The following is a 12,046-nucleotide window of genomic DNA, read 5'->3' as shown; positions in this document are numbered from 1 at the left end:
TCGTCGGTGTCCGGCCCCGGCCGCCGTGGGTAGCGTGACCGGCGTGGAAGCGCGGTGGTGGGGACCGGACCCGGAGGGCTCGACGGGCCGGCGACGGGTCGCCGACCTGCTGCTGTGGGCCGCGGTCTCCGCGCCGGTGGCGTACGCCGGGTTCACCCCGCCCTGGCCGCGGTACGCGGTGCCGCTGCTCGTCGGGTCGCTGGCCCTGCTCGCCCTCGCGGTCGCGGTCGGCCGCCGGCTGCCCCTCGCCGCGCTGGTCGCGGTGGTGCTCGGCTCGCTGCTCGACGGCAACTTCGTCTTCGCCATCCCGGTGTTCAGCTACCTCGCCGGGCGGCGCAGCACCGGCACCGGCCGGGTGGCGGTGGTCTTCGGCGTGATCGCGGTCGCCGGGACCGCGCTCAACCTCGGGCTGCTCGGCACCGGGCCGGCGACCTGGTTCCTGCTCGCGTCGGTGCTGCTCGTCGCCGGGGTGTTCCCGTGGCTGCTCGGACGGCACCGGCGGCAGCAGGAGGCCCTCGCCGACGCCGAGCGGCGGCACGCCGAGGCGGTGGCCCGGGAGCGGACCGGCGCGGCGGACCGGATCCGGCTGCGGGAGCGGGCCCGGATCGCCGAGGAGATGCACGACTCGCTGGGCCACGAGCTGAGCCTGATCGCGCTGCGCGCCGCCGCGCTGGAACTGGCGATCGACCTGGCTCCCACCCACCGGGCCGCGGCCGGCGAGCTGCGGGCCAGCGTGGCCGCGGCGACCGAGCGGCTGCACGGGATCATCGGCGTGCTCCGCGAGGAGCCCGCCGGCTCCCCGCGACCGGCCGACGAGACCGTGGCGGAACTGGTGGCAGGGGCCCGGGATGCCGGGATGGCGGTCGAGCTGCGCGCCGGTCCCGGCGCCGACCTGCCCCCGCTCACCGCGCACGCCGTGCACCGGGTGGTCCGCGAGGCGCTGACCAACGCCGCCCGGTACGCGCCCGGCGCCCCGGTGACCGTCACCGTCGACCGCCCCGGCGGCGAGGTGTGCGTCAGCGTGGTGAACGCGGCCTCGCCGACCGGGCCGCTGCCGGGTCCGGCGTCGCACGGCTCCGGCCTGCTCGCCCTGCGGGAGCGGGTCCGTCTCGCGGGCGGGACGTTCGACGCGGGTCCCCGCGGCAGCGGTTTCCTGGTGTCCGCCCGACTGCCGCTGACCGCTGACCCGACGGTCGGCGCGGCTGGGCGCCCCGGTCCGGACGCGGCGCTGTCCGGTGTGGCGGGGCCCGACCCGACAGCGGCCGGTCCGGCGTTGGCCGAACCGGTCTCCGGCTGGCCCGACCCGGCAGCGAACGACCGCCCCGCCGAGGCGGCCCGCCGGCTGCGGGACGCCCGGCGGCGGGTCCGGCGGAGCCTGCTGGTGGCGTTCGGCGCGCCGGCCGTCCTCGGGCTCGTGCTCGCCCTGGTCTACTACCCCCTCGCCACGGCGGGAGCGGTGCTCGACCGCGCCGGCTACGAGCGGCTGCGCGTCGGTGTTGCGCGCGACGGCCTCGGGCTGCCCCGGCGGCAGGCGACACCGCCGACGGCCGACGGCCCGGCGGGCTGCGAGTACTACACCGACGGCAACTTCCCCTTCGCCGAGCCGACCTGGCGGCTCTGCTTCTCCGACGGCCGGCTGGTCAGCAAGGAGCGGATCGCGCGGTGACCGACGACCACGGGTGCCCCCTGCGGGTGGTGCTCGCCGACGACGAGGCGATGGTCCGTGCCGGGGTGCGGGCCATCCTGGCGGCCGATCCCGGGATCGAGGTGGTCGGCGAGGCCGGTGACGGCCGGGGGGCCGTGGAGTTGGTCCGGGCCCACCGACCCCGGGTGGCACTGCTCGACATCCGGATGCCCCGGTGGGACGGGCTGAGCGCGGCGGCGGAGATCCGGCGCCTGGTGCCGGAGACCGCCACGGTCATGCTCACCACGTTCGGCGAGGACGACCTGATCGCCCGGGCGCTCGGCCACGGCGCGAGCGGCTTCCTGCTCAAGTCGGGCGATCCCCGGGAATTGCTCGCCGGGATCCGGGCGGTCGCCGACGGCGGGGCGTACCTGTCGCCGCGGGTGGCGCGCCGGGTGATCGAACTGAGCGGCGGGCGGATGGCCCGGGAGCCGTACGCCCGGGACCGGCTCGCCGGGCTCACCGACCGGGAGCGGGAGGTGCTGGCGCTGGTTGGGGCGGGACTGTCCAACGCCGAGATCGGCCGCCGGCTGCACCTCGTCGAGGGCACCGTGAAGAGCTACCTGACCAGCATCTTCACCCGGCTCGACGTGCGCAACCGGGTGCAGGCGGCGATCCTCGCGTACGAGGCGGGGCTGGTCCCGCCCACCGGCTGACCAGCCCCGCTCCGGCTCAGGCGTCCCGGCGGCGCAGCGCCCACCGGCCGAGGGTCAGGGCGACGCCCGCCCAACCGGCGAGCAGCAGCAGCCCCACCACCGCCGGGTACGGTTCGGTGTCCCCGGCCAGGAAGTGGTTGCCGGCGACCCCGGGGAACGCGTCGGCGATCCGGGTGAGCACCGTGATCCCCGGTTCCTGCAGCGACAGCGGCACGATCATCAGCAGGGCGAAGAGCACGGTCAGGGTGAGCACCGCGCCGCGCAGCGCCGCCGCCAGGCCCAGCGCGAGCACCCCCACCAACGCCAGGTAGCCGGCCGAGGCGGCCACGTCGGTCAGGGTGTCGCCGAGCGGGGCGCGTCCCCACTCGCCCAGCACCGGCCGGGCCACCGCCGCGCCCGCGCCGCCGAGCAGCAGCCCGACCAGGAACGTCACCCCGCCGACCACGGTTGCCTTGGCCAGCAGCACCCGGCCCCGGGACGGGGTGCAGCGCAGCGTCGTCCGGATGGTGCCGGTGGCGTACTCGCTGGTGATCGCGAACAGCCCGAGGGCGAGGACGACGTACTGGGTCAGTTCCAGGGAGCCGGTGACGATCTCGCCGACCGGGACGATGCCGGGATCGACCGTCGGGTCGTCGTCGGCGTTGGCGTTGACGGCGTAGATGGCGAGCTGGGCGGCGGTGGCGGCCATGGTCAGCGCCGCCGCCAGCAGGGTCCACCAGGTGGACCGGACCGACCAGAGCTTGGTCCACTCGGCGGCCACCGCCCCGGTGAACGGGCCGGTGGTCGGGGCGGGCCGGGACGCGCGCCGGGTGGGGATGACGGTGGGCAGGGCGGTCATCGGGCCTCGCTTCCGGTCGGGCCGGCGGCGTACTCGACGCTGGCGGCGGTGAGTTCCAGGAACGCCTCCTCCAGCGAGGCGGCCACCGGGGTCAGCTCGTGCACCCGCACCTCCAGCTCGTACGCGAAGTCGCCGACCCGGGCGGCGGAGGCGCCGGTTACGGTCAACCCGTCCCCGCCGTCCGGGGTCACGGTCGCCCCCTCGGCGGTCAACCGCGCGCCGAGCGCGGCGAGGCCGGCCGGCTCCGGGCCGCGTACCCGGACCGACGTGGCCGGACTGGCCGCGATCAGCTCGTCCAGCGGCGCGTCGGCGATCAGCCGGCCCCGGCCCAGCACCACCACCCGGTCGGCGGTCTGCTGCATCTCGCTCATCAGGTGGCTGGAGATCAGCACGGTGCGGCCCTCGTCGGCGAGACCCCGGGTGAACCGGCGGATCCACCGCACCCCGTCCGGGTCGAGGCCGTTGACCGGCTCGTCGAGGAGCAGCACCGGCGGGTCGCCGAGCAGCGCGCCGGCGATGCCGAGCCGCTGTCCCATGCCCAGCGACAGCGCGCGTCCCGGCTTGCCGGCGGCGCGCCCGTCCAGGCCGACCAGGTCGAGCACCTCGTCCACCCGGTGCGCGGGAATGCCGTTGCTGCGGGCCATCGCCTGCAGGTGCGCCCGCCCTGAGCGGGTAGGGTGGATGCCGGTGGCGTCGAGCAACGCGCCCACCTCGTGCAGCGGGTGCCGCAGCTCCCGGTACGGGCGGCCGTTGACCAGGGCCCGCCCGGCGGTGGGCCGGTCCAGCCCGAGCACCATCCGCATGGTGGTGGACTTGCCCGCGCCGTTGGGGCCGAGGAAGCCGGTGACCTGCCCCGGTCCGATGTCGAGGGTCAGGTCGTCGACCGCGGTCGCCGTCCCGAACCGTTTCGTCAACCCACGTAGTGTGATCATGCGCCGACGGTAGGCAGCGGGCGGGGCGGCGCACCGCCGTCGAACGGCGGCGGCCCGACCTGACTTTCGTCAGTCCCGGCGGATCACGAAGGCGTCCGGCATCCGGAAGGTCAGGTTGTCCGGGCACCACGGCGGGCGGACCACGGTCACCCGGTCGAGCAGCGGCGCCGCCTCGGCGACCACCACCGCCGCCTCCATCCGGGCCAGTTGCGCCCCTACGCAGCGGTGCGCCCCCGCCCCGAAGGCCAGGTGCCGGCGGGATCCGCGCTGCCCGGGCCGGAACTCGTCCGGCGCGGCCACCACCTCGGGGTCGCGGCCGGCCCGGGCCAGCCAGGCCACGATGCTGGTGCCGGCCGGGACGGCGGTGTCGCCGAGCGTGGTGTCCACCGCGGCCACCCGCCGCCAGGTGACGATCGGCGGTTCCAGCCGCAGCCCCTCCTCGACCACGTCGGCGACCGCGACCCCGCCCGCGCGCAGCCCGGCGCGGACCCGCGGTTCGCCGGTGAGCCGGTGCAGCAGCAGGGTGAGGAACTGCGAGGTGGTCTCCTGGCCGGCGACCAGCAGGAAGAAGAGCGCCCCGACGACCACGTCGGGGGAGTGCCCGGCGGCCCGCAGCCGGGCGGCCAGCCCGCCGCCGGTGGCCGCGAACGCGCGCAGCACCGTGTGGAACCGGCCGACCTCGGCGGCGAGGGCGACCTGCCGGGACTCGTCGAGCGGCGCCCAGAACAGCTCCAGGGCGGCCCGGGCGAAGTCCTTGACCGCGTCGACCGGCGCGTCCGGAAGCTCGACCAGCCGGGCCAGCACCAGCAGCGGCAGGTCGGCGGCGAGTTCGGCGTACAGGTCGACCGGCCGGCCCGCGTCGAGGGCGGCGGCCAGCCGGGTCACCCGGTGCCGGACCAGATCGGTCAGCCAGGGCTGCTGGGCGGCCACCCGCTCGGGGTGCAGCGCCTCGGCGACGATGGCGCGGATCTCCGGGTGGCTGGCGGAGGAGTTGTTGGCGAGGGTCGGGGGCAGCCGGAACCGGTGCCCGGCCAGGACCCGCAGGGCGGCCACCGGGATCGGGGTCACCGCGTCCAGGGCGTTGTCCGGCCGGAAGGTCTCCGGGTCGGTGAGCAGCCGGCGGACCAGGGCGTGCCGGGTCACCACCAGGTGCGGCACCCCGACGTGGTCGACCACGGTCGCCGCGTCGGGCCACGGCCCGTCGACGGACTCCCCCCAGCCCCGGAACAGCACGGCGTCACGCTAACGGGCCGCCCCCGGCGGGGCCGGGTCCAGCTCCCACACCGTGGTGTGCTTCACCCGTACGCTCTCCAGCGCCTCCGGCACCGGCACGTCGTACCCGGCCAGCTCGTGGAAGCGGTCGCGGGGCAGGAACGCCCGCCCGGGGTCGCCGACCAGCACCCGGGCCCCGGACCGGGCGGCCCGGAGCAGGAAGCGCAGCATCCGCTTCGCCATCGCCTCGCTGTAGAAGACGTCCCCGGCGAGCACCACCTCGGCCTCCCCGGCGTCGCCGTCGAGGATGTCGCCGAACTCGGCGTCGACGCGTACCCCGTTGGCCCCGGCGTTGAGCGCGACGGCCGCGACCGCCCGCTCGTCCACCTCGACCGCCCGGACGGCAGCCGCGCCGGCCCGGGCGGCGGCGATGGCGACCAGCCCGGAGCCGGAGGCGAGGTCGAGCACCCGGCGGCCGGCGACCAGCTCCGGGTGGTCGGTGACGTAACGGGCGAGCGCCTGCCCGCCGGCCCAGGCGAAGGCCCAGAACGGCGGCGGCTGGGCACTGCGGAACTCGCCCTCGGTCAGCTCCCAGAGGCCGATCGGCTCGTCGGCCTGGTGCAGCCGCACCTCGGGGACGAAGGCGACCGGGGTGAGCCGGGCGTGCAGCCGGACGAAGGCGGCGGACAGGTCGGACACCCGCTGATTCTGTCGTACGCCGCGACGTGGTCCGCCGGCGATCCCGGGCGTGTCACGGGGCCGGCGTGACCGGTTCACCACTGCGCGTGAAAAGGCCCCCCGCGGTTGGCGTTCCGTGCGAACACGCCCGTCTACCGGCTTGCCGGTGGCGCTCATAGCGTTGCCGAGTGGACGGGACCGACGGGCGGACGAGGCGGTGGTGAGCGTGTGGCGGTACGCGGTGCGGGTCGGGGTGGTGCTGACCTGTCTGTCCGGAGCGGGGGTCGGCACCACCGTGCCGGCCCGGGCGGCGGCCGCCTTCTCCACCGAGCTGAGCGGCCTGCCGGACGAGTTCACCGCCGGCGACCGGGTGGCGACGCTCGCCGCGGTGGTGTCCCGGTCCGACGGCGGCGGCTGCGTCAAGGTGCGCTGGTCGATGCTGCTGCGGGTGCAGGGCCTGCGGCTGGACCAGGTGACGGTGGACCGGGTGGAGGAGAGCGGCTCCTTCCCCCTGGAGATCCGGACCGAGGGGGACGTCGCCCGGCTGACCGACCGGGACCTGGATCCGGGCGTGCTCTGTTCCGGCCGGACGGTCACCGCCCGCTACCGGGTGGCGTTCGCCGAGGACGTCGCCCGGGGTCGGGTGAGCTTCGCCGCCGAGGCGTACGACCAGGACCTGCGCCTGCTGGCCCGGCAGACCGCCACCCGGCAGGTGGTGGGGGAGGACGCGGCGACCGACTCGACCGGGGCGGCGCCGGAGCCGACGGAGCACAGCGCCGGGCCGACCGACCCGGCGACGGACGAGCGGGCCACCGAGGAGCCGGCGGCCAGCGCCACGCCGGGCGATGAGGCGGTGGCCGAGCCGCCGCCGCCCGGTGCGGCCGGCCGACCCGTCTCCGCCTTCGGCGGGTTCGGGGTGGTCCAGGCGGCCTTCCTCCTCGGTGGCCTGCTGCTCTTCCTCGGCGCCGGGCTGCTGCTGCGGATGCGGCGCCTGCTGCGCCCGGTCCCGGCGGTGTCGCCGGACGAACCGGGCCTGGGGTACGGGCGGCGGCCCGCGCGGTCCCGGTGGCGGTAGCCGCCCCGGATGCCGGCGATAAACGTCCACCCGGCCGGCCGCACTCAGTGGAGCTGGGCCGGCTCCAGGCCCAGCTCCCGGGCGGCGACGAGCCGGATCCACTCGGCGATCTGCCGTCGGGTGATCACCCGCTCGTGCACCGAGAGCTGCACGGCGAGGCCGTCCATCACCGCGCTGATCCGCCACGCCGCGCCCGCCGGGTCGGGACAGTCGAAGGTGCCGTCGGCCACCCCGGCGGAGATGACCGCGCCGAGATCCTGGCGCCCGCGCAGGTCGAGCCGGCGGGAGAACTTCTCCAGCTCGGGGGTGCGCAGCGACTCGGCCCAACCGTCGATCCAGATGGACCACGAGGTCGGCCGGCCGGTCGGGGCGTAGAGGCGGAGCATCCGGCGCAGCTTGGCCAGTGGTGGGGCGGCGGAGCAGACCACCGTGTCGAGCCGGGCCAGGTCCTGCTCGACGGCGTATGCGAAGGCCTGCGCGAGCATCCGGTCCCGGGTGGCGAAGTGGTAGAAGACCAGGGCCTGGCTGACCCCGGCGGCCGCTGCCACGTCGGCCGTCCGGGTGTTGGCGAGGCCACGCTCCGCGATGACGTCGCAAGCTGTACGCAACAGGGCATCCAGGCGGATTTCGGCAGTGCGTCTCGTCACGGTCGCTACCGTAGCCTATCCGACCGGCCACGGGGAGTTACTGAAGCGACTGGTCGGGGATCGACGGTCAGAAATTGGACTCTCCCGCCGGGTGCGTCCGCCACCCCCGCCGCATCGACCGCCCCAAACGCCGCCCACTCAGGTCCTAGGAAGCTTCAGGCGATGGGTCGGCCGTCACCCGAACGTGCCGGAAAGGGACCCCGATTTGGCAACCCTTCCCGGGCTCGGCTAAAGTTCTCATCCGTCACCGGGAAACACCGGGGCACGCGGACGTAGCGCAGCTGGTAGCGCATCACCTTGCCAAGGTGAGGGTCGCGGGTTCGAATCCCGTCGTCCGCTCGGAGATGCCGCCACGCATGTCGGGGGCAACCTCGGTGGAGTGGCCGAGAGGCGAGGCAACGGCCTGCAAAGCCGTGTACACGGGTTCAAATCCCGTCTCCACCTCGGCAGTAGACGAGGGCGATTGGCGCAGTGGGAGCGCGCTTCCTTGACACGGAAGAGGTCACTGGTTCAAACCCAGTATCGCCCACCACGTGGATGAACAGAAAGGCTCGTCACCGGACACCGGTGACGAGCCTTTCTGTTTCTCCCGCCGGTGCCTGCCCTCAGGCGGCGGCGGTCAACAGCGCCTCGGCGACGGCCGTCCGGCTGCTCAGCAACGACCGGCCCTGCCGGTGCGTCACCACCAGGCCCGCCGCGCGCAACACGGTGAGATGCTGCGACACCCCGGCCGGGGACAGGCCCGTCCGCCGGGCCAGTTCCGTGGTCGACCGCGGCGTGTCGAGTTCCGCGAGCAGGCGCGCCCGGCCCCGCCCGAGCACCGCGCCCAGTGCGTCCGGCGCGGTCCTCGGGCACTCCCACAGCGCACCGACACCCCGGGCCGGGTACGCCAGTTGCGACACGTCCCCGGCCGCGATGCTGAGCACCGACGGCCAGACGAAGACCGAGGGCACCAGGACCAGCCCGGCGCCGTCCGGCACCTCCGGGGCCGCGCAGTGGCGCTGGCTGATCAGCAGCGCGTCGCCCTCCCAGCGGACCCGCTCGTGCAGGTCGTTGAGCAGCCCCGCCGCGCCGTCCTCGGCCAGCCGGCGGGCCCGCCGGAACACCTCCGCGTCGAGCACCGCCCGGATCCGGGGCCAGTCGCCGGCAAGGGCCAGCCGCCAGTACGCTCCGATCTCCTCGGCGAGTCGGTGCAGCCCCTGCTCGGGATCGGCGTACAGGGCGGTCAGCGCCGGTGGCCGGGGGCCGGGATAGAGGTCCAGTTGAGCGCGGACGGTCCCGGGCGGGGTGGCGCGCAGGACCGCCAGTTCCTCAGCCAGGTCGGAGGTCAGGCCCGCGGGCGGCGGGGTGAGGAAGTCGGCCAGGTAGCCCGGCGCGGGCGGGACGAGGTGCCGGAGCAGGCCGGCGTCCGGGTCGAGCAGCCCCGCCTCGGCCAGGCGTGGCCGGACCCGGTTCACCCAGGGCAGGTGGATCGCGTGCTGGCCCGGGTCGCGGAGCACCCGCACGCTGGCCACGACCTCCCACAGGCAGGAGAGCGCGAAGCGGACCCGCGCCACGGCGCCCGCCGACAGCCCGATCGCGACCACGCCGCCCCCCTCGTTTCAGCTAGGACTGAAACATTATGGCGACGGGCCGCGCCGACCCAGACTGGCCGGGTGAACGATCACCACACCCGAACCCTGCACTTCCGTTCCCTGCACGTACCCGGCGAGCCGCTGGTCCTGGTCAACGCCTGGGACGCGGCGAGCGCGCGGATCGTCGCCGCCGCCGGCGCCCGCGCGGTCGCCACCACCAGCGCGGGCGTGGCCTGGAGTCTCGGCGCCCCCGACGGCGACGCGCTCGGCCGCGAGGCCGCCGTCGACCTGGTCCGGCGGGTCGTCGAGGCGGTGCCGCTGCCCGTCACCGCCGACATCGAATCCGGCTACGGCGACACCGCTGACGAGGTCGGTGCCACGATCGCCGCGGTGCTCGCGGCCGGCGCCGTCGGGGTCAACATCGAGGACGCCCGGCACGGCGGGGGCGAGCCGCTGCGTACCGTCGAGGACCAGTGCGCCCGGCTGGCCGCCGTGCGGTCCGCCGCCGACCGGGCCGGGATTCCGCTGTACGTCAACGCGCGCGTCGACACGTTCCTGCGGGGTGCCGGCGGGGTCCGGGAGACCGTGGGCCGGGCCGAGGCCTACCTGGCCGCGGGCGCCGACGGGGTGTTCGTGCCGGGCACGGTCGACCCGGAGACGGTGGCCGCGCTGGTGGCGGCGATCCCGGCCCCATTGAACGTCCTCGCTGGGCCGGGCGGCCCGTCCGTGCCGGAGTTGGCGAAGCTGGGGGTGGCCCGGGTCAGCCTCGGCTCCTCGGTCGCCGAGGCCGCGTACGCGGTGGCCCGCCGGGCCGCGGAGGAGGCGTTGACCGCCGGGACGTACGGCGCGCTGGCCGGCGCCTATGACTACGGCGCGTTGAACGAGCTGATGCGCCGCTGACCGGTAGGCCGAACGGGGGTGCCGGTGGGCACCCCCGTTCGTGGCTCAGCGGGACCGATCAGCTCCGGCGGCCCCGGTACGCGTGCGTCACAGCGGCGGGGCCACGTCCCGTCGCTCCTCGACTCGCCGGTACTCCACCGGGTCGGTGGTGGTGACCACCTCGCGCCGGCGGCCCCAGACGAGCGTGAACATGATCAGGCCGAGTGCGCCGGCCGCCATCAGGATCCAGCCGACGACGTCCAGGTTGACCCCGCCGATGCTGGCGTTCATCGCGAAGGTGAGGATCGCGCCGACCGCGATCAGGAAGATGCTGGTACCGATTCCCATGACAGCCTCCTTCGGGGATGTGGTGTGCTGTCGATCCGAGTCAGTACCCAGGCGGTCGCCGGCCCAATCCGCAGGCCGCGACCAAGGGCCGACGGCCGGCGGGTCGGTTCGACCGGCGATCTTGTCATCGGGTACAGTTCACCCCGTCGCCGACGCAAGCCGGCGGCAGGCGGACGTAGCGCAGCTGGTAGCGCATCACCTTGCCAAGGTGAGGGTCGCGGGTTCGAATCCCGTCGTCCGCTCGCGATTTTCCCTCGGGCGATTGGCGCAGTGGGAGCGCGCTTCCTTGACACGGAAGAGGTCACTGGTTCAAACCCAGTATCGCCCACCAGTTTGATGCTCGTCACTCCGAGGGGGTGGCGAGCTTTTTGCTGGTTGCGCTTTCAGGCTGGGGGCGAGGGTGACCGGCTCCGGGCGGTCAGGCTTGATCCCTGCGCCGGTCACCCTCGCCCCCAGCCCGTCGTGGTCGTCCGCCGCCGGTCCGTCGCGGTCTTGCTGTGGTACGCAACGGCCGCTGGCCGGCACCCCTGTCTCGGGGTGCCGGCCAGCGGCTTTTGTCTTGCGTGTGGGTCAGTTGTTCCAGTGCTGGGCGACGAGGTCGGCGGCCTGCTGTTCCCACTGGGCGTAGGCGTCCGGGTAGGCCGACACCTGCACGGTCTGGGCGGCCTGGGTCAGCGGCATGTCCTGCCAGCCGTCGACCTGCTTCAACCCCTTCTCGAAGGCGAGGGTCGAGTACTCGGGGTTGGTGATCTGCTCCGGAGTACCCCAACCACTGGAGGGGCGCTGCTGGAACAGGCCCAGCGAGTCGTGGTCGTTGGCGTCGCCGAGGTGGCCCAGGTTCTCCAGCTTCGACTCCTGCAGGCTGGTGGCGATCGAGATGACCGCGGCCCGCTCCGGCAGACCGGCCTTCTTCGTCGCGGCGATGATCGCCTTAGCGTTGCCGACCTGCTCGTCGTTCAGGTCGATCTTCGACTGGGTGCCCTGCACACCGTGCGGGATCAGCTTGGCCTTGTCCACGCCCGGCTTGTCGGCCTGCACGACCGCGGCCTCGTGGAGCCCCGTGGTCGGGGTGGCCTCGTGGTGGTTCAGCGGACCGGCGGCCAGGCCACCGGCGAACGCGAGACCAGCAATACTGAGCACGCTCTTACGCAGCATCGTGTTCATGGGAAAGCTCCATTCGGGGGTTGGCGCACACACCGAAGGGGGGTCGGCTCGTGCGCAAGCACCGTCAGGCGCTCAAAAGAGGGGGAAAGTCTTGGGGGGTTCCGGCGGGGGGTGGGGCCTCTTCGCGGCGCCGGGACCATGTGTAACGACCGGCGGCCCACCGTCATTCCGGGCTGCGCACGCCCGCCTCGGCGGGGCTCTTCCTCGGTCGTACACGGGATTCAACGACCCCCGCCCACCCAGCATTCCGGCTGCGGGATGCCGCCGGTCACACCCCGAAACCGGACATCAGGTCGGACACCAACCGGCGGTGACGCCTCGGTGGGGCACCGCGGTTTCTGCCCATGGCAGATCCGCTC

Annotated in this window: 12 protein-coding genes and 5 tRNA genes; 9 read left to right on the top strand and 8 right to left on the bottom strand. The window is 74.7% G+C overall.

Features of this window, described 5'->3' with window-relative positions; all coding sequences use genetic code 11:
- The first annotated feature begins 43 nt into the window (after nucleotides 1-43).
- Together ACFYOS_RS15205 and ACFYOS_RS15200 are read left to right on the top strand one after the other, a co-directional pair.
- A complete protein-coding gene (locus ACFYOS_RS15205) occupies nucleotides 44-1,666 on the top strand; it encodes a sensor histidine kinase (protein WP_387140752.1) in 1,623 nt (540 codons plus the stop codon).
- The gene (locus ACFYOS_RS15200) at nucleotides 1,663-2,340 is read left to right on the top strand and encodes a response regulator (RefSeq protein WP_387140749.1); all 678 of its coding nucleotides are present in this window, start codon (nucleotides 1,663-1,665) and stop codon (nucleotides 2,338-2,340) included. The genes ACFYOS_RS15205 and ACFYOS_RS15200 overlap by 4 nt, the downstream gene beginning before the upstream one ends.
- 16 nt (nucleotides 2,341-2,356) lie before the next feature.
- Here ACFYOS_RS15200 and ACFYOS_RS15195 read toward each other — a convergent pair whose 3' ends face one another.
- From ACFYOS_RS15195 to ACFYOS_RS15180, 4 genes are all read right to left on the bottom strand, one after another.
- A complete protein-coding gene (locus ACFYOS_RS15195; protein ID WP_387140746.1) occupies nucleotides 2,357-3,178 on the bottom strand; it encodes an ABC transporter permease in 822 nt (273 codons plus the stop codon).
- Nucleotides 3,175-4,110 (bottom strand): ABC transporter ATP-binding protein, encoded by a 936-nt coding sequence (locus tag ACFYOS_RS15190; RefSeq protein WP_387140743.1) that lies wholly within the window; start codon nucleotides 4,108-4,110, stop codon nucleotides 3,175-3,177. Before ACFYOS_RS15190 ends, ACFYOS_RS15195 begins: the two co-directional genes overlap by 4 nt.
- 69 nt (nucleotides 4,111-4,179) lie before the next feature.
- The gene (locus ACFYOS_RS15185; RefSeq protein WP_387140740.1) at nucleotides 4,180-5,343 is read right to left on the bottom strand and encodes a cytochrome P450; all 1,164 of its coding nucleotides are present in this window, start codon (nucleotides 5,341-5,343) and stop codon (nucleotides 4,180-4,182) included.
- Nucleotides 5,344-5,352: 9 nt separating this feature from the next.
- A complete protein-coding gene (locus ACFYOS_RS15180) occupies nucleotides 5,353-6,021 on the bottom strand; it encodes a class I SAM-dependent methyltransferase (RefSeq protein ID WP_387140737.1) in 669 nt (222 codons plus the stop codon).
- Nucleotides 6,022-6,220: 199 nt separating this feature from the next.
- Here ACFYOS_RS15180 and ACFYOS_RS15175 point away from each other — a divergent pair, with 199 nt between their 5' ends.
- On the top strand, nucleotides 6,221-7,075 hold the full coding sequence (locus tag ACFYOS_RS15175) for a hypothetical protein (RefSeq protein WP_387140735.1): 855 nt from the start codon (nucleotides 6,221-6,223) through the stop codon (nucleotides 7,073-7,075).
- A gap of 44 nt (nucleotides 7,076-7,119) precedes the next feature.
- Here the strand turns inward: ACFYOS_RS15175 and ACFYOS_RS15170 are convergent, their stop codons facing one another.
- Nucleotides 7,120-7,722 carry a TetR/AcrR family transcriptional regulator gene (locus tag ACFYOS_RS15170; protein ID WP_387140732.1) on the bottom strand — a complete coding sequence of 201 codons (603 nt, stop codon included), beginning with the start codon at nucleotides 7,720-7,722 and terminating at the stop codon, nucleotides 7,120-7,122.
- A 266-nt stretch (nucleotides 7,723-7,988) separates the two neighbouring features.
- On the opposite strand from ACFYOS_RS15170, the gene ACFYOS_RS15165 reads away from it, so the two are divergent.
- The 3 genes from ACFYOS_RS15165 to ACFYOS_RS15155 all read left to right on the top strand — a co-directional run bounded on the left by ACFYOS_RS15165 (nucleotide 7,989) and on the right by ACFYOS_RS15155 (nucleotide 8,254).
- Nucleotides 7,989-8,061, top strand: a tRNA-Gly gene (locus ACFYOS_RS15165).
- Between the two features lie 34 nt (nucleotides 8,062-8,095).
- Nucleotides 8,096-8,166 (top strand) — tRNA-Cys (locus tag ACFYOS_RS15160).
- 13 nt (nucleotides 8,167-8,179) lie between these two features.
- A tRNA-Val gene (locus ACFYOS_RS15155) sits at nucleotides 8,180-8,254 on the top strand.
- Nucleotides 8,255-8,327: 73 nt separating this feature from the next.
- Here the strand turns inward: ACFYOS_RS15155 and ACFYOS_RS15150 are convergent.
- The gene (locus tag ACFYOS_RS15150) at nucleotides 8,328-9,308 is read right to left on the bottom strand and encodes a helix-turn-helix domain-containing protein (protein ID WP_387140729.1); all 981 of its coding nucleotides are present in this window, start codon (nucleotides 9,306-9,308) and stop codon (nucleotides 8,328-8,330) included.
- Nucleotides 9,309-9,377: 69 nt separating this feature from the next.
- On the opposite strand from ACFYOS_RS15150, the gene ACFYOS_RS15145 reads away from it, so the two are divergent.
- The gene (locus tag ACFYOS_RS15145) at nucleotides 9,378-10,196 is read left to right on the top strand and encodes an isocitrate lyase/phosphoenolpyruvate mutase family protein (RefSeq protein ID WP_387140727.1); all 819 of its coding nucleotides are present in this window, start codon (nucleotides 9,378-9,380) and stop codon (nucleotides 10,194-10,196) included.
- 87 nt (nucleotides 10,197-10,283) lie between these two features.
- Here the strand turns inward: ACFYOS_RS15145 and ACFYOS_RS15140 are convergent, their stop codons facing one another.
- Entirely contained in the window at nucleotides 10,284-10,523 is a 240-nt protein-coding gene (locus ACFYOS_RS15140) for a DUF6458 family protein (protein ID WP_387140724.1), read from the bottom strand.
- Between the two features lie 169 nt (nucleotides 10,524-10,692).
- Between ACFYOS_RS15140 and ACFYOS_RS15135 the strand changes: the two genes are divergently transcribed.
- Nucleotides 10,693-10,765 (top strand) — tRNA-Gly (locus tag ACFYOS_RS15135).
- A gap of 14 nt (nucleotides 10,766-10,779) precedes the next feature.
- Nucleotides 10,780-10,854 (top strand) — tRNA-Val (locus ACFYOS_RS15130).
- Between the two features lie 239 nt (nucleotides 10,855-11,093).
- Here the strand turns inward: ACFYOS_RS15130 and ACFYOS_RS15125 are convergent.
- Nucleotides 11,094-11,687, bottom strand: coding sequence for a hypothetical protein (locus ACFYOS_RS15125; protein ID WP_387140721.1), 594 nt, complete (start codon nucleotides 11,685-11,687; stop codon nucleotides 11,094-11,096).
- Nucleotides 11,688-12,046: the final 359 nt, after the last annotated feature.

It is taken from the genome of Micromonospora sp. NPDC005806 (genome assembly GCF_042871425.1).
Lineage (GTDB): Bacteria > Actinomycetota > Actinomycetes > Mycobacteriales > Micromonosporaceae > Micromonospora.
The sequence above is the reverse complement of the archived record's forward strand: the minus strand, read 5'-3'. Positions and strand labels throughout refer to the sequence as shown.

Excerpts from the sequence above, each read along its gene's own strand:
- ACFYOS_RS15125 (WP_387140721.1), bottom strand. The coding sequence starts at position 11,687 with ATGAACACGATGCTGCGTAAGAGCGTGCTCAGTATTGCTGGTCTCGCG.
- ACFYOS_RS15190 (WP_387140743.1), bottom strand. The coding sequence starts at position 4,110 with ATGATCACACTACGTGGGTTGACGAAACGGTTCGGGACGGCGACCGCG.
- ACFYOS_RS15195 (WP_387140746.1), bottom strand. The coding sequence starts at position 3,178 with ATGACCGCCCTGCCCACCGTCATCCCCACCCGGCGCGCGTCCCGGCCC.
- ACFYOS_RS15140 (WP_387140724.1), bottom strand. The coding sequence starts at position 10,523 with ATGGGAATCGGTACCAGCATCTTCCTGATCGCGGTCGGCGCGATCCTC.